This is a genomic window from Brevundimonas sp. FV1ye7S (assembly GCF_058680995.1).
This window is the reverse complement of record NZ_CM178726.1, coordinates 3,003,529-3,019,236: the sequence shown is the minus strand read 5'-3', so window position 1 is coordinate 3,019,236 and position 15,708 is coordinate 3,003,529. Positions and strand designations below refer to the sequence as shown.

Below are 15,708 nucleotides of genomic sequence, written 5' to 3'. Positions count from 1 at the left end.
ATCATCATGACGAAGCCGTAATCATATGGACAAGAAGTAACTTTGCATTTCAAAGCGCCCTCGGTATTTCCAGGGGAGTCACGACGGGGACGGCTTGGCGCCGGTGTCGTATTGGGGTCGCAAGGCTATGAAATCCTTCAAGTTCGCGCTGATGCTCAGCGTCGCCGTTTCGGGGGTTGCGGGTGGAGCATTGGCCCAGTCTGCGGGCGCTCCGCCGGCGCCGGCCACGACTGGGCCTTCGAGTCCGGCCCAGACCGGCGCCCAGGCGTCTTCCGGCCAGCCGGCGACCCAGCCGTCCGCAACCCAGCAGCCCGCAGCCCAGCCCGCCCCGGCTCAGGAAGCGCCCGCCTCGGTCGGCGATGTGACGGTGACGGCGCGCGCCAATGACGTCCGCACCTCGATCGATTCCGTCAGCTACAGCCTGGCCAATGATCTGCAGGCGACGACCGGCAGCCTGGCCGACGCCCTTCGCAATGTGCCCTCGGTCGATGTGGACCCGGAAGGCAATGTCTCGCTGCGCGGCGATTCGAACGTCACCATCCTGGTCGACGGGCGGCCGTCCGGAATCCTGACCGGCGCCGGTCGCGCTCAGGCGCTCATCCAACTCCCCGCCAGCCAGTATGCGCGGATCGAGGTCATGACCAACCCCTCCGCCGCCTATAGCCCCGAGGGATCGGGCGGGGTCATCAACCTGATCACCAAGCCGACGGCGCCCAAGCCGGGAACCCAGTCCACCGGCTCCGTGCGGGCGAACATCGGCGATAACGGACGCTGGAACGCCGGCCTCAGCGGGTCGTGGCAGAAGGACCGCCTGACCCTGTCGGGCGACGCCAGCTATCGGTCCGATCCGACCGAGCTGAGCTTCAACCGGGTGCGCCAGCGGTTCGATCCGACGACGGGCGCTTTGGTCGCGACCACCACCATCGATCAGCCGATCGAGTCCGAGCAGAACGGGCTCGTCGGCCGCTTCACCGCCGAATACAAGCTGGACGACAAGACCCAGGTGACGGGCGAACTGCGCGGCGTCGCCTTCGACGGGACCGGATCGACCTCCAGCCTGTACGAGACGCGCAATGCGGCCGGCGCCGTGACCAGCGCCTATCGCCGCGAGGGGGCGTCGGATTTCGACTTCACCAACTGGGGCGCCACGGCGCGAGTGCTGCGCCGCTTCACCGGCGACGGCCACGAATGGTCGAACGAACTGCGCTACGATTCCAACGGCAATGAAAGCGACGGCCAGGCGCGCTCCACCTTCCTGACGCCGGCCGGGGCTGATCTGTATGAGCGCACCCGGAATGCGGTCGATCTGGTCACCTGGGGCTTCACCAGCGCCTACACCCGCCCGATGTCCGACGGCGGCAAGCTGCGCCTGGGCTATGAGCTGAACATCCAGCGGCCCGAGCAGGAGGCCGAGTTCCTGCGCGGCCCGTCGGCCTCCGCCCTCACTCCCGCGCCGGGGCTGAACAACCGGTTCGAAGCCGAGCAGACGGTGCACGCCCTCTACACCACCTACGAACGGCCCCTGGGCGAGAAGCTGTCGGCCCAGCTGGGTCTGAGGCTGGAGCAGGCCGAGGTCGAGATCAAGGATCTGACCGGCGGCGCCTCGGCCTCTCAGGATTATTTCCGCGCCTATCCGACCGCTCACCTGCAATATCAGCTGTCGGACACCCAGACCCTGCGCGCCAGCTATTCGCGCCGCATCCAGCGGCCCCAGCCCGCCCAGCTGAACCCCCTGGCGACCTATCAGGATCCGTTGAACGTGCGGTCGGGCAATCCGGATCTCGAGCCGCAGGAGACGGACTCGTTCGAGGCCATGTGGCAGCTGCGCAAGGGCCAGAGCTTCTATCAGGCGACGGCCTATCTGCGGAACACGGACAAGGCCTTCACCGATGTGACGACCGACATCGGCGGCGGGGTCTTCCTGACCCGGCCCGAGAACCTGGGCTCGCGTCAGGACCTGGGGGTCGAGGCCACGGCCAACGGCCGCCTGCTGTCGACCCTGCGCTACAGCGCCGGGGTCAATGTCTTCCGTCAGCAGATCGAGGCCGGCGCCGTGGTCGGCGGCGACGACCGGGAGGACACCCTGGCCAGCGGCCGGATCAGCCTGAACTGGCAGCCGACGGCCAAGGACTTTCTCCAGGTGTCCAGCTTCTGGCAGGGCGACAGCCTGCTGGCCCAGGGCCGTCGCGAGGCCGGCGGCATGGTCAACCTGGGCTATCGCCGCAAGCTGAGCGAGCAGTTGTCCTTCAACTTCACCGCCCGCGACCTGTTCAACACCTTCAACACCACGACGGTCTTCGAGACGCCGCAGTTCCGCGAACAGGCCGACCAGGACATCAAGCTGCGGGCCTTCTACATCGGCCTGACCTGGAACTTCGGCGGGCCGCGCCGCCAGCCGGAACAGTTCGACTTCTCGACCGGCCCCACCGGCGGCTGACGCCCGGATCGGTTCTGCGCCGCCCGCGCCGCCGAGAGGGGCGGGCGGCGCCTCGGTCCGGCTACAGGCTGCAGATCGCCGTGTGGTCGGCCCGAAGCGTGCAGCGGTCGGAGCGCGGGCTATGCCGGACCGGTGTCGGCCGCAATTGACCCCGGTCAAGGCGCGCACGCCCCCGCTCGGGCTCTTGTGTGGCCGGTTCAACACACCCACTTCTTCCTGCGAACGGACGCGTCGCTTGCTCCAGAGGGCGTGTCGGACCATTTCCGCCTCACGAGGGGACACGTATGAATCTCGATCTCTATTCCGACCGCGCCAAACAGGCGGTCCAGTCGGCCCAGTCTCTGGCCCTGGCCCGCCGTCACCAGCAGTTCGCGCCCGAACACCTGCTGAAAATCCTGCTGGAAGAACGCGACGGCCTGGCCCGCAACCTGATCACCGCCGCCGGAGGCGACGCCAAACGCGCCGAGGCCGATGTCGAGACCGCGCTGAAGAAGCGCGCCCAGGTCACCGGCGGCTCGGGCCAGCTCTATCTGGACGGCGACACGGCCCGCGTCTTCGCTGCCGCTGAGGAGGCCTCCAAGACCGCCGGCGACGCCTTCGTCACCACCGAACGCCTGCTGGCCGCCCTGGCGCGCGAGGGCGGGGTCGCCGCCGAGGTGCTGAAAGCCTCGGGCGCCAGCGCCGACAAGCTGGACGCCGCCATCGCCGAGGTGCGCAAGGGCAAGACCGCCGACAGCGCCGGCGCCGAGGACGGCTATGACGCCCTGAAACGCTACGCCCGCGACCTGACCCTGGCCGCCCGCGACGGCAAGATCGACCCGGTCATCGGCCGCGACGAAGAGATCCGCCGCACCATCCAGGTCTTGGCCCGTCGCACCAAGAACAACCCCGTCCTGATCGGCGAGCCCGGCGTGGGCAAGACCGCCATCGTCGAGGGCCTGGCCCTGCGCATCGTCAACGGCGACGTGCCCGAGAGCCTGCGCGACAAGACCGTCATGGCGCTCGACATGGGCTCCCTCATCGCCGGCGCCAAATACCGCGGCGAGTTCGAGGAGCGGCTGAAGGCCGTCCTGAACGAGGTCTCGGCGGCCGAGGGCGGGATCGTCCTGTTCATCGACGAGATGCACACCCTGGTGGGCGCCGGAAAGGGCGACGGCGCCATGGACGCCTCCAACCTGCTGAAGCCGGCCCTGGCGCGCGGCGAACTCCACTGCGTCGGCGCCACCACGCTGGATGAATACCGCAAGCACGTCGAAAAGGACGCCGCCCTGGCCCGCCGCTTCCAGCCGGTCTTCGTCGCCGAACCGACGGTCGAGGACACGGTCTCCATCCTGCGCGGCCTGAAAGAGAAGTACGAGGTCCACCACGGGGTCCGCATCTCGGACAGCGCCATCGTCGCCGCCGCCACCCTGTCCAACCGCTACATCACCGACCGCTTCCTGCCGGACAAGGCCATCGACCTGATCGACGAGGCCGCCAGCCGCGTCCGCATGGCCGTGGACTCCAAGCCCGAGGCCCTGGACGAGATCGACCGCCGCCTGGTCCAGCTGAAGATCGAACGCGAGGCCCTGAAGAAGGAGACCGACCAGGCCTCCCAACACCGGCTGGAAAAGCTGGAGGACGAGATCGCCGATCTGGAAGGCCAGTCCGACGACCTGACCACCCAGTGGAAGGCCGAAAAGGACAAGGTCGGCCAGGGCGCGCAACTGCGTGAAACCCTGGACCGCCTGCGTCTGGAACTGACCAACGCCCAGCGCGCCGGCGACCTGGGCCGCGCCTCCGAAATCGCCTACGGCCAGATCCCCCAGATCGAGAAACAACTGGCCGAGGCCGAGGCCGCCGAGACGGGGGGCGGGGGGCCTCTAACGCCAGAAGTCGTCGACGCCGAACAGATCGCCGCCGTCGTCAGCCGCTGGACCGGCGTCCCGGTCGACAAGATGCTGGAGGGCGAACGCGAGAAACTGCTGAAGATGGAAGAGGCCCTGGGCGGCCGCGTGGTGGGTCAGGACGAGGCCCTGGCCGCCGTCTCCGACGCCGTGCGCCGCGCCCGCGCCGGCCTGAACGACCCCAACCGACCCCTGGGCAGTTTCCTGTTCCTGGGCCCGACCGGCGTGGGCAAGACCGAACTGACCAAGGCCCTGGCCGAGTTCCTGTTCGACGACGAGGCGGCCATCACCCGGCTCGACATGTCCGAATATATGGAGAAGCACAGCGTCTCCCGCCTGATCGGCGCCCCTCCCGGCTATGTCGGCTATGACGAGGGCGGCGCCCTGACCGAGGCCGTGCGTCGCCGCCCCTATCAGGTCGTCTTGTTCGACGAGGTCGAAAAGGCCCACCCCGACGTCTTCAACGTGCTTCTGCAAGTGCTGGACGACGGCCGCCTGACAGACGGGCAAGGGAGAACCATCGACTTCCGCAACACCCTGATCATCATGACCTCCAACCTGGGCAGCCAGTATCTGGCCGAACAGGGCGAGGGCGACGACGTCGAAGCCGTCCGCCCCTTCGTCATGGACGCCGTCCGCGCCCACTTCCGGCCCGAGTTCCTGAACCGGATCGACGAGATCATCCTGTTCCACCGCCTGGGCCGCGAACAGATGGGCGGCATCGTGCGGATCCAGCTGTCACGGTTCGAAAAACTGCTGGCCGACCGCCGGCTGAACCTGTCGCTGGACGATGCGGCCCTGGCCTGGCTGGCCGACCGCGGCTACGACCCGGCCTATGGCGCGCGGCCGCTGAAGCGGGTGATCCAGAAGGAGCTGGTGGACCCGATTGCGCGCAAGCTCCTGGCCGGCGAGATCGAGGACGGCGGGGTGATTGCGGTGACGGCCGGCGAGGGCGGGTTGGAGATCGGGAAGGCGCAGGTGCACTAGGTGATCACAGCATCGAACGTTGCGAGCATACGCTCTGCAATCGCTGCAGCTTCTGCAACCTCTTGCAAAGTCACGGTGCCACCAGCGCCGTGAGCTGTTGTATGCCGCGCGTTTACAACGTTCCCATATTTAGTTATCTCTTGTTCCGTAAATATTGCATTCAGCTGCGCCGTCGCTTCTTCGCCGAACAGCCCAACTGTTTTCACTATATCGGATTTTGGTACCCGTTTTATCATTCCCTCGTTGGTTTTTGTAATGAAATGCGCCACTTTCGCATTCTCGGCACGACTTAGTCGGTCTCTGATCATGCGAATAAGTGATTCTTCGATCTCAGAACAGAAAGTCACAGTAGCAACCTGGGCTAGGTAGACTGCCACAAGCGCTTTGTTTGGCGACGCTTCTGGGAGTTCTCCTAGGTGTGCCCGAGCAGTTTCAATAACTAGCGATGTTCTGTTGAGCGGCATTAGGAAAGATGCTGAAAAGCGAGGTTCATTCGGCGGTGAACTTCTTCTGCGTCGCTCGTATTATAAGTTATGGCGTGCAGGTACTCGGGATGCTCCAAAAGCGAGTCTAGCCTCTGGCTAAGGTCGTGCGGGCGAAGACCTCTCATGGCCGCAGCCATAACCGAATCCATCAGTCCGAAATTCAGCCTCTTGCGAAGGTGGAACGGTTTTTCGCCAAGCGTCTCAACGATGAACTTTGCAGACAGCAGAAACCTCTCGGCGATGTCTGCGTAAGTTTCAGGGTGCTGGGCTAGATCTGCCATGTAGTGGTTCAGGAAGCCCTTCATTGGCTTTTCGTATTGTGCCCATCTCTCGCTGAGGGCAGCGCATCGTAAGATCAATTCAACGTCGCGAAAGCGCTTGTCAGGTCTTGCGACGCCAATAATTCGGCGCCAATTTCTATCAGAGTTAAGTCTATCTAAAAAATATACAGCTTCACCGTAGCATACGGACCGCCTGATTTCCATGGCGTTGAGATTGACGCCGCCGGTATTTAGTCTTTCAAATATAAGGTAAATGCTAGTGTCGTCGTATGGGTCGAGTTGTTGAATTATCGTGGCGCGAAGCACGCTGTTGTCGAGTTTAAATCTATCTGACTCAGAAAGGTCGGTGTATCTTTTTCCTTCCCACTCTGGTTGTACGCCACGAAGTCGAAATGCTGTTTCGTCATCAAACTCGCCGCGTTGAAAATAAACGGCGGACATGATTCGTTGTTGTCCGTCTATGATTTGGAATGAAGAATCGGACCGATTTTTGTATAAAAATACTCCTGGTACAGGCAAGCCTAATAAGAACGACTCGATTAGTTTGCTTGCTTTCTTGACGTCCCAGACATATCGTCGTTGAAAGTCGGGTACATATATCTGCTTGTTCTTCCATTGATCGTAGTAACCCTTCAACGTTGTATCGGCAGGATAATTTACGATCTCGTACTTACGCGGCGCGTACAGTTCATCAGCCGCAGACTCCTCAGTCTGAGAATTGATCCAAGCGTCTTCAGCGGCCATAAGAGTTCTCTCGTATCGGTTGTCTATCTCGGCGTATGACGGGTAAATCGTCAAGCTGCGTTTTGTGCAGTCGCCGCCGCTCGCTTCAAAACCATCTTCGCGACTTTCTACAGTCGGCTGCGGTACGGCGGAACCCCACCCCAGCCACCCCACATCCCATCACTCTTCGGACGCGCCGAAGTATGACGGGGGTGCGCGGGCTGGTGATGCGGCTTAGAACCCCTCCGTCACGCCGCTGCGCGTCGCGCCACCTCCCCATTTCATGGGGAGGAGACAGGCAAGGGCCGTCGCACCGTCTCCTCCCCGCCTGCGGGGAGGGGGACCGCCGCGCCGCTTGCGCGGGGGTGGAGGGGCTCTGGACGCCGCCCCCTCTTCTCCTTCTCCCATTGGGAGAAGGTGGCCGCGAAGCGGACGGATGAGGGTCGGGTGTCGAAGTCGGCGCAAGCCGTCGCACCGGTCGGGCCGCAGCGGACGCCGGGTGGCGCACGACCCTCACCCTTTGGCTGCTTCGCGCCGCCCTTCGGGTCGCGCAAGGACGACGGCTGCGCCGCCGTGCGCTCAAGCCCTCTCCCAACAGGAGAGGGAAGGCCGAGCGAGGCAAGAGCCGGCGCACGTCTCCTCCCCGCCTGCGGGGGTGGAGGGGTTCTGGACGCCGCACCGGCGCCAGCGCACCTAATTCCGCCGACGAACCCGTTAGGTTTCAACGCCCTGACGAATAATCACGCCCGCTTTCCGCCCAGGGTCCGAAACCATGGGATGATGACGCCGCGCGTCGGCGTCGGACGGGCGGGGTCATCGGGAGGGCGGATTTCAGACAAATTGTACGAATTGCACCCTGTTTTTTCGTCCAGGGTCTGAATCCTCGCCCTCACTCCTGCGGGATCGGATTGGTCCTCGGGTCCGGGCCGTTGGTGACGACGCGGTCGCGTTCGCCCAGGTCCTTGACCACCTTGACGTCGGCGAAGCCCTGGGCCTCGAACAGGGCCTTGACCTGGGGGCCCTGGTCCCAGCCGATCTCGACGGCGAAGACGCCGCCGGGCTTGAGGATCCGCTTCACCTCGGGGGCCAGGTCGCGATAGGCCTGAAGCCCGTCGGGGCCGCCGTCCAGGGCCAGGTGCGGGTCGTGGTCGCGGACCTCGGGGTCCAGGGTCGGGATATGGTCGGTGGGGATATAGGGCGGGTTGGACAGCACCAGGTCGAAGCTGGCGTCGCCGAAGCCCGCCGCCCATTCGGTGCGCAGGAAGGCCGCCCGGTCGTTCAGGTCCAGGTTGGCCGCGTTCTCTTTGGCCACGGCCAGGGCCTCGGTCGAGATGTCGGTGCCGACGCCGTGGGCCGCCGGCCGCTCGGCCAGCAAGGCCAGCAGGATGGCGCCCGAGCCGGTGCCCAGGTCGATGGCGTTGAAGGCCTGGGTTTTGGCGAAGGCCAGCATGGCCACGTCCATCAGGGTCTCGGTGTCGGGCCGGGGGCTGAGGACGTCGGGGGTGACGTTCAGCATGATCTTCCAGAAGCCCTTCTTGCCGACGATGCGCGACACCGGCTCGCGCTTCAGGCGGCGGTCGATCATGGCCTCATAGGCCGTGTGCTGTTCGGGCGTGACGACGCGGTAAGGGTCCGTCAGAATGTCCATGCGGCTGGCGCCGGCGGCGGCTTCCAGCAGCAGGCGGGCGTCGATGGCGGGGCTGTCGATGCGGCCGCCCTTCAGGCGGGCCTGGGCGGCCTTCCACACGGTCAGCAGGGTCGCGGCGCCGTCGGACGGCTTGGGGGAGAGGGGCTCGGTGGTCATTTCGGGTGATTGGCCCTTCGCGGCCGCGATTTCAAGCGCAGCCGATTTTCGGCGCCTCGGGAACGTCGCGCCAGCTTCGCCGTTGGCCTCCTGATGTCCAAGCCCAAGCCGTCCGCCGCCGCCGCCCTTCGCCGCCTGATCGCCGCCCGGCCGCAGGGGCGGCGCGGGCGCCCTGCCGGGGGGCTGGGCCGCCTGTGGAAATTCGTGGCCGCGACGGCGGGCGGCCTGGCCGCCGGCGCCGGCGCCGCCCATCTGCTCTACACCCAGGGCCACAAGGTCGGGCTGGAGCTGCGCCCGCCCCGTCCCGAACCCCTGCCGCCCGCCCCGCCGACGCCCGAGGACTACGACCTTAAGGAGCCCGGCCGCGGCCGCCTGGCCAAACGGCCCGAACAGATCCCGCACAAGGGCTGGAGCGACATCCTGTGGCGCACCGGCGCCTCCTATTTCGGCGACCGGGTCGGCTTCGTCGCCGGGGGCGTGACCTTCTTCACCCTGCTGTCGCTGTTCCCCCTGCTGGGGACGTTCGTCACCCTGTACGGCCTGTTCGCCGATCCGGCCGACGCCTGGAGCCGGCTCCAGTTCCTGTACGGCGTCATGCCCAGCAGCATCGCCGCCTTCCTGGGCGGCGAGATGGAACGGCTGGCCGCGAACTCGAACGGCCAGCTGACCTTCACCCTGATCTGGACCCTGGCCCTGTCGTTGTGGACCGCCAATGGCGCGGTCAAGGTGCTCTTCTACGGGCTGAACATCGCCTATCACGAGGTCGAGCGGCGCAATATCGTCCGCTACAACCTGCTGTGCATGGGCTTCACCCTGGGGGCCGTGGCCGCCGTCCTGTTCAGCTCGCTGCTGGTGGTCGGGGTGCCGGTGGTGGTGGGGCTGTTCGGACTGCAGGAGGAGTGGGGCCTGCTGGCCCTGTTGCGCTGGCCCCTGCTGCTGGTCGGCTATGTCGCCGCCCTGACCCTGATCTACCGCTTCGGCCCGTGCCGGCAGAAGGCGCGCTGGCGCTGGCTGACGCCGGGGGCGATCTTCGCGGCGGTGGTCAGCCTGACGGTCTCCTTCGTCTTCAGCTGGTATCTGACCAACTTCGTCCGCACCGACTCCTACGGCCCGCTGGCGGCCATGATGGGCTTCCTGCTGTGGACCTGGCTGTCGGTCCAGGTGATCCTGATGGGGGCCGAGCTGAACGCCGAGATCGAGCATCAGACGGCCCTGGACACCACCACGGGCAAGGCCATGCCGATCGGCGAGCGGGGCGCCAAGGTGGCCGACAGCATCGGCGCCAAGCGGGGCAATCCCGCCGCCCTGGCCTTCACCCAGCGCCACGCCGAGGCGGTCGCCGACCGGCTGATGCGCCGCCGGGACCGCCGCGAGCGCGAGGCCGCCGCTAAAGAATGAACCGGCTCAGATCCACGTCCTTGGTCAGGAGGCTCAGCTTGTCGCGCACCGCCGCCCCGTCGAAGTTCACGGTCTGGCCCGCCAGGTCCGAGGCCTTGAAACTGGTCTCCTCCAGCACCCGCTCCAGCACGGTCTGAAGCCGCCGCGCCCCGATGTTCTCGACGGCCGAGTTGGCCGCCACCGCCGCGTCGGCCAGGGCCTCGATCGCGTCGTCGGTGAAGGTTAGGGTCACCTCCTCGGTGGCCAGCAGGGCCTGGTTCTGACGGATCAGATTGGCCTCGGGCTCGGTCAGGATCCGCTTGAAGTCGTCCCGCGTCAGGGCCTTCAACTCGACCCGGATCGGCAGCCGGCCCTGCAACTCGGGCAGCAGGTCCGACGGCTTGGCGACGTGGAAGGCGCCCGAGGCGATGAACAGGACGTGGTCCGTCTTCACCGGCCCGTATTTGGTCGAGACGGTGGTCCCCTCGATCAGGGGCAGCAGGTCGCGCTGCACCCCCTCGCGCGAGACGTCGGCGCCGGAGGCCCCCTGGCGCGCCGCCACCTTGTCGATCTCGTCCAGGAAGACGATCCCCTCGTTCTCGGCCAGGATCAGGGCCTCCTTGGTCAGGCTGTCCTGATCCAGCAGCTTGTCGCCTTCTTCGGCGATCAGGGGGGCGGTGGCGTCGCGGACGGTCAGCTTGACCGTCTTGGTGCGGCCGCCGCCCATCTTGCCCAGCATCTCCGACAGGTTCAGCAGGCCCACGGCCCCGCCGCCGGGGATGTCCAGCCCCTGGATCGGCGAGGCGGTGTCGGCCAGGGCGATCTCGATCTCCTTGTCGTCCAGCTCGCCCGCCCGCAGCTTCTTGCGGAAGCTGTCGCGCGTCGCCGGCCCCGCGCCGGGACCGACCAGAGCGTCCAGGATCCGGTCTTCGGCCGCACCCTCGGCCCGCGCCCGCACCTCGCCGCGCCGGCGGTCGCGCACCATGACCAGGGCGCTCTCGACCAGGTCGCGCATGATCTGATCGACGTCGCGGCCGACATAGCCGACCTCGGTGAACTTGGTCGCCTCGACCTTGAGGAAGGGCGACCCAGCCAGCCGCGCCAGCCGCCGGGCGATCTCGGTCTTGCCGACGCCGGTCGGGCCGATCATCAGGATGTTCTTGGGCGTCACCTCATCACGCAGATCCTCGGGCACGCGCTTGCGACGCCAGCGATTGCGCAGGGCCACGGCCACGGCGCGTTTGGCGTCGTCCTGGCCGACGATATAGCGATCCAGTTCGGAGACGATTTCGCGGGGGGAGAGGTCAGTCATGGGATGCAGATAGGGGGTCGGGAAGCCGAGCGGGAGGGGGCGGGGCCGACGGGGCGTTCCGGGGCGAGACCAGACTTCACCCCCCTGCGTCGATTGTCCCGGAGGCGGCGGAGGATTTCAGACTGTGCGGCGAAAAAACAGCGTCTGAATAGTATGAATTGTCTGAAATCAGGGAACTCGCACTACGCCCGCGAAACCGTGCAGTGTGTACAATGATGCAATGAACGGGCCTCCCTTTCGCTACCGACGGCCGGGAGTATAGACCTGCGGGAACGGGCGGGTGGTTGGGGGCTGAACTTTCAGTCAGACGGTTGTTTTGCCGACAGAATGTTTGCGGAATTAGGATGGCTGGCGTCTTCGCCGACGTGCGAGCACGGCGGAGGCCCGAAACGCCTCGTGCGCCTCTAGCCCATGCCGTTGGACGATCGAGTCCGCCACAGGTTGGTTGCTCCGCGCCGGCCTTCGGGTCGCCCTCTGGCGCGCTGCTGGGCTCCCCGACTTTCCCCCTGAATGACGGAGATAGATCGTTGTAGAAAAGACCGTCCAGTCCGAAACGATCTCTTATGTACCAGCTTGACCTGTTGGTCGGGAACATACGCCGCGGACTTCAACTGGCGTCCGGAAGCCACCCGGCATTACGGCAGTTGCAAGTGCCCCCCGGCAATGTCACTCCGGCTAGGTGATGCTTGGGGAGATTGACATTCAATACGCTTCATTGAAATCGAAAGTCGCGGTGTTTGGCGCCGCGATCATGCTGATGTCACTGGCCGGTAAACCGGTCCATGCCCAGAGCAAGACCTTGCCTCATCCAGGTTCAGAGCAGAGTGCTCCAACCTTGGAGGTCCATAATATCGCCGGCGATTTCCTGATCTTCTGGGACGCGACCCAGGACAAGACCACTGAGGAACGCGTCGCTCTCTTCAAACGCGACATTGCGCCCAAATTCCCAGGTTTCTACAGTCATGCCCGGTTCAACGGCCAGATGACCGAAGCCCAACGCGACGGCACGATCGCCAGATCGATCGAGAGCTTCGGCTCTATCCGCGACGCGTATGCCCAGAAGCTGGAGACATTCGACAAGGATCTCGCCCGCAACACATCGGTCTTCTCCGAGACGTTTCCCGACTTCCGGCCTGATCGTCCAATATGGGTGCTCCACTCCTTGGGGGAGTTTGACGGCGGCACCCGCGTCATCGATGGACAGACGTTCCTGCTGTTCGGCGTGGACGGAATGGTCGCCTTCCACGACGCCGGAGTGACGAACGAAGCGGCGTTCTTCCATCACGAGCTTTTCCACCTCTATCAACGGCCTCGGCTTGGCCGGTGCGAGGCGATCTGGTGCTCGCTTTGGCAAGAGGGGCTCGCCACCTATGTGGCGTCGCAGCTGAATCCGAACGCCGACGAGGCTGAGTTGCTTCTGACGCTACCCGACGGCATGGCCGCCGCCACGCGCGCGCAGTTGACGCCGTCTTTGCTGGCCTTGCGCCAGGTTTTGACGCTGAAGGACCCGTCCGCCTACAGCGACCTGTTCGGCTTTGGCGGCCCTGCGACATCCGCCTTGCCGCAACGTCGAGGCTACTACCTGGGCTTTCTGGTCGCCCAGCAGCTCGGCCGGAGCCACGATGTGCGGACCTTGGCCAACATGTCTGCTGAGGAAGCACAGCCTTTGGTCATTGAAGCGGTTGACCAACTGATCGAAACCGCCGCGAACCACTGATCCGGAAATTTGAGATCCGGACTTGCCGTAGGACTGGCCCCTCTGATGTCCTTCTCAGCGTCGAAATCGGTCAATCGCATAGAGTGGCTGACAGACATACCGGCGACCGCCTGACATCAGGCTGTCCATGGCGGCACAGGGTAGACGTCGGCCAAAGGCGTCTCATGCCCGGACGCCGACATCGGCGCCGAGAGCGGAATATCGTCTTTCAGACAGGTCGGGCGTGACCGGTCCCGGCGCTTGCCGGACCTTTTCCGCCGGATGCCGATCCGCTTCCCTCCGAACGGTTATTATCCCGCCGTCCGCGTGCAGCGGCGCTGATGAGCGATGCCCTTGAGAAAGCCGCGGCGGACCAGGCCTGCACGGATCGCCGCCTGAACCTCCCGGTCATGGGCCGCAGCGCCCGACAGACGACGCACCCAGCTCCTCAGCGGGATGAAATCCGTGGCGGTGTCGCGAACCATGTCGAGGGCGGCATTGGCGGCCTGGTCGCCCGTGCCGGTCGCCGGCGTCGGCTGATCGACATCCGGGCCGAGGGCCTCGTCCAGGGCGTCGATCTGGGCGACGACGGCCGAGCAACGCTGAAGGCCCGCCGTCGCATAGGGGGTGCGGCGCGCGGCGATCAGAACCTCTGGCACCTCCTGTCGCCGCAGGTTGAGATCATCCAGTGAAGCCGTCGCCGCCTGGCCCACGCCCTCGCCAAAAGTCTTTCCGCCCTGGGACGCTTGATCCCGGTTCAGCTCGACGCCCGATAGGCCAGGCATGGAGGCGCAGGCCCCAAGGCTGGATAGGCCCAAGGCCAGGATTGGCAGGACGACGAGGGGACAGGCGATTTTCAAAGGACCATTCCAAGCGTGACTATAGAAGACACAGCGTTCTGATTGCAGGACAGTTCCGGCGGCCGCCTTGATCAGGCGCAAACCAGGCCTGTCGAATGGCCGTGGGGGGGGGGGCGGTTCCCGATGTCTGCCTCGGGTCGGACCACGACATCGACACCAGCCCGGAAAACGGACGTCGGGCCCACAGCCCAAAAGCGGACGCGCCGAACTGCCGCTAGGGGTGGGAAGCGGGCACAGCCAAACGCCATTTTCCAATCCTTGACTGCTCATCCTGAGCACCATCTGATGGGTGTTCTAGGGAGAGCGTCATGATCCACAACATTGCAACGCTTACACTGATGGTTGCGCAAGCGACGGCGCCTGATCCGCTAACTGAAACGGCCTTGAACGCTCTGCGTGCCAGCATCGCGGAAGTAAAGGGCGCTCAGAGTGCATTGCCTCCACCACAGACGGATCAAGAACGCCTGGAGCGCATGGGGGCTATCGACCAGGCCGCTCGACAAGGTCTTTGGAGGGCTATGGCGAACGTGCCGCCCCCCGAACGCGGGCGAGTTCGACGCGCGCTTTGGCCAGAGGTGCGGGCGATCGATATCGAAAACCAAGAGCAGTTATTGGCGATGGTTCCGGAGGAGGGGTGGTTCAGAAAAAGTCGCTACGGCGACAACGCAGCCGCGTCGGCGTTCCTCATTGTGCAGCATGGCGATGAGACGCTGTGGGAGCGCTTTCTGCCGATTCTCGCCGACCTTGTACCCAGCGGGGAAGTCGCCGGTTCGGAGTACGCCATGATGTATGACCGGCTTCAGATGACGAGAGATCAACCGCAGAGATACGGGACACAGATGACCTGCCCTTACGGCACCGGTCAGTGGACGCTTTGGCGGCTTGAGGATGCGGGGCGCGTCGACGAATTTAGAGCTTCGGTTGGCCTCGGGCCGGTTGCCGAATATGTCGACAGCTTCAAGACAGGGGCTCCTCCGACCTGCTGATCAGCTCGCCGACGAAGGTCCGCAACGGGTCGATTTCAGTCCAAGGCTTCCCCGCCTGAAACGGACGTTGGCTCCCAGCCCAAAAACGGTCGCTGTCGATCTCAGCTAGGGGTGGTTAGCGGACCTTTCCACACTGCCTTGGACTTCAATCATCTCGACTTTGCGAAGAACGCCGTCAAGCAGCTTAGCCCAGCTGGACAGCAACGGTCGAGCAAACCGAATACTGATAGACAAGTCGCCGTATGGAACGCGCGCGCGACAACCGAAGCCTTGAGGTGCACAGAATATATATGCTCCACTGTAGAGATGCTGATTGAAATATATTCCGTCGCCGCCACCACCAACTATCGGCATCAGCCCGCCATACACTTCATCGCCGACAACACCGCCATAACGCTTTAGATCAGCAATAGCGGCGGTGATGTCCGGCTGTCGACCGTCTTGGATCTGCACAAAAAGGCGCGCATCGTCCGCGTCGCGATCAAGCAGCTCGGAATCTGAGACGCGCATGTACATCGACAGAGAGTCTTCGGTAGCATTGACGACTACATTCCTAGGAACACGGAAGCGCTGCTCACCGACCTGATAAGGTTCGGTCACCGGGGTCGGATTGTTGGAACATCCCGCCGCAAGTGCTGCGCTGATCGCGATCCAAGTGCCGTAGCGCACGCCTCCTGCTCCTTGCCTTGTTGGTGTCCCTCCACCGTAGAGACGGCACTACGGGCACGATTGCAGCGATTGTTGAGGGCTGCAACGGGTCGATTTCGTTCCTTGGGCTTTGGCTCCGAAAGCGGACGTTGGCCTCAAGGCGGTTGCGATCGACGTCAGCTAGGGGGGGGCTACCGGTCGTCACAAAAACTGCCGTTCTCTTGAT

Annotated in this window: 11 protein-coding genes; 5 read left to right on the top strand and 6 right to left on the bottom strand. The window is 64.7% G+C overall.

The features are described from left to right. The first annotated feature begins 127 nt into the window (after positions 1-127). Positions 128-2,437, top strand: coding sequence for a TonB-dependent receptor domain-containing protein (locus tag ACW18C_RS14700; RefSeq protein ID WP_492071688.1), 2,310 nt, complete (start codon positions 128-130; stop codon positions 2,435-2,437). 284 nt (positions 2,438-2,721) lie between these two features. Next, positions 2,722-5,310, top strand: a complete 2,589-nt coding sequence (gene clpB, locus ACW18C_RS14695) for an ATP-dependent chaperone ClpB (RefSeq protein ID WP_492071686.1) — start codon at positions 2,722-2,724, stop codon at positions 5,308-5,310. On the opposite strand, the gene ACW18C_RS14690 is transcribed toward clpB, so the two are convergent. From ACW18C_RS14690 to prmC, 3 genes are all read right to left on the bottom strand, one after another. Then, complete coding sequence (locus ACW18C_RS14690) at positions 5,307-5,618, bottom strand: hypothetical protein (protein WP_492071685.1); 312 nt, start codon at positions 5,616-5,618, stop codon at positions 5,307-5,309. The genes clpB and ACW18C_RS14690 overlap by 4 nt on opposite strands. 155 nt (positions 5,619-5,773) lie before the next feature. Next, positions 5,774-6,820, bottom strand: coding sequence for a GmrSD restriction endonuclease domain-containing protein (locus tag ACW18C_RS14685; protein ID WP_492071683.1), 1,047 nt, complete (start codon positions 6,818-6,820; stop codon positions 5,774-5,776). Between the two features lie 868 nt (positions 6,821-7,688). Then, the gene (gene prmC / locus ACW18C_RS14680; protein ID WP_492071681.1) at positions 7,689-8,603 is read right to left on the bottom strand and encodes a peptide chain release factor N(5)-glutamine methyltransferase; all 915 of its coding nucleotides are present in this window, start codon (positions 8,601-8,603) and stop codon (positions 7,689-7,691) included. Between the two features lie 93 nt (positions 8,604-8,696). Here prmC and ACW18C_RS14675 point away from each other — a divergent pair, with 93 nt between their 5' ends. After that, positions 8,697-10,001, top strand: coding sequence for a YihY/virulence factor BrkB family protein (locus ACW18C_RS14675; protein WP_492071679.1), 1,305 nt, complete (start codon positions 8,697-8,699; stop codon positions 9,999-10,001). On the opposite strand, the gene hslU is transcribed toward ACW18C_RS14675, so the two are convergent. Next, on the bottom strand, positions 9,991-11,292 hold the full coding sequence (hslU, locus tag ACW18C_RS14670) for an ATP-dependent protease ATPase subunit HslU (protein WP_492071677.1): 1,302 nt from the start codon (positions 11,290-11,292) through the stop codon (positions 9,991-9,993). The two genes, ACW18C_RS14675 and hslU, sit on opposite strands and share 11 nt — an antisense overlap. A gap of 682 nt (positions 11,293-11,974) precedes the next feature. Between hslU and ACW18C_RS14665 the strand changes: the two genes are divergently transcribed. Next, the gene (locus ACW18C_RS14665) at positions 11,975-13,009 is read left to right on the top strand and encodes a hypothetical protein (RefSeq protein ID WP_492071676.1); all 1,035 of its coding nucleotides are present in this window, start codon (positions 11,975-11,977) and stop codon (positions 13,007-13,009) included. Positions 13,010-13,299: 290 nt separating this feature from the next. Here the strand turns inward: ACW18C_RS14665 and ACW18C_RS14660 are convergent, their stop codons facing one another. Continuing rightward, positions 13,300-13,773: a hypothetical protein gene (locus ACW18C_RS14660; RefSeq protein WP_492071674.1), complete on the bottom strand. Its 474-nt coding sequence runs from the start codon at positions 13,771-13,773 to the stop codon at positions 13,300-13,302. 383 nt (positions 13,774-14,156) lie between these two features. On the opposite strand from ACW18C_RS14660, the gene ACW18C_RS14655 reads away from it, so the two are divergent. After that, positions 14,157-14,834, top strand: coding sequence for a DUF6624 domain-containing protein (locus ACW18C_RS14655; RefSeq protein ID WP_492071672.1), 678 nt, complete (start codon positions 14,157-14,159; stop codon positions 14,832-14,834). Positions 14,835-14,939: 105 nt separating this feature from the next. Here ACW18C_RS14655 and ACW18C_RS14650 read toward each other — a convergent pair whose 3' ends face one another. Further along, complete coding sequence (locus ACW18C_RS14650; RefSeq protein WP_492071671.1) at positions 14,940-15,503, bottom strand: hypothetical protein; 564 nt, start codon at positions 15,501-15,503, stop codon at positions 14,940-14,942. Between the last annotated feature and the right edge of the window lie 205 nt (positions 15,504-15,708).

What these genes read in the sequence shown, in the direction of transcription:
- hslU (WP_492071677.1), bottom strand. Translation starts at nt 11,292, where the DNA reads ATGACTGACCTCTCCCCCCGCGAAATCGTCTCCGAACTGGATCGCTAT.
- ACW18C_RS14655 (WP_492071672.1), top strand. Translation starts at nt 14,157, where the DNA reads ATGATCCACAACATTGCAACGCTTACACTGATGGTTGCGCAAGCGACG.
- ACW18C_RS14700 (WP_492071688.1), top strand. Translation starts at nt 128, where the DNA reads ATGAAATCCTTCAAGTTCGCGCTGATGCTCAGCGTCGCCGTTTCGGGG.
- prmC (WP_492071681.1), bottom strand. Translation starts at nt 8,603, where the DNA reads ATGACCACCGAGCCCCTCTCCCCCAAGCCGTCCGACGGCGCCGCGACC.
- clpB (WP_492071686.1), top strand. Translation starts at nt 2,722, where the DNA reads ATGAATCTCGATCTCTATTCCGACCGCGCCAAACAGGCGGTCCAGTCG.
- ACW18C_RS14675 (WP_492071679.1), top strand. Translation starts at nt 8,697, where the DNA reads ATGTCCAAGCCCAAGCCGTCCGCCGCCGCCGCCCTTCGCCGCCTGATC.
- ACW18C_RS14665 (WP_492071676.1), top strand. Translation starts at nt 11,975, where the DNA reads ATGCTTGGGGAGATTGACATTCAATACGCTTCATTGAAATCGAAAGTC.
- ACW18C_RS14685 (WP_492071683.1), bottom strand. Translation starts at nt 6,820, where the DNA reads ATGGCCGCTGAAGACGCTTGGATCAATTCTCAGACTGAGGAGTCTGCG.
- ACW18C_RS14690 (WP_492071685.1), bottom strand. Translation starts at nt 5,618, where the DNA reads ATGATCAGAGACCGACTAAGTCGTGCCGAGAATGCGAAAGTGGCGCAT.
- ACW18C_RS14660 (WP_492071674.1), bottom strand. Translation starts at nt 13,773, where the DNA reads ATGCCTGGCCTATCGGGCGTCGAGCTGAACCGGGATCAAGCGTCCCAG.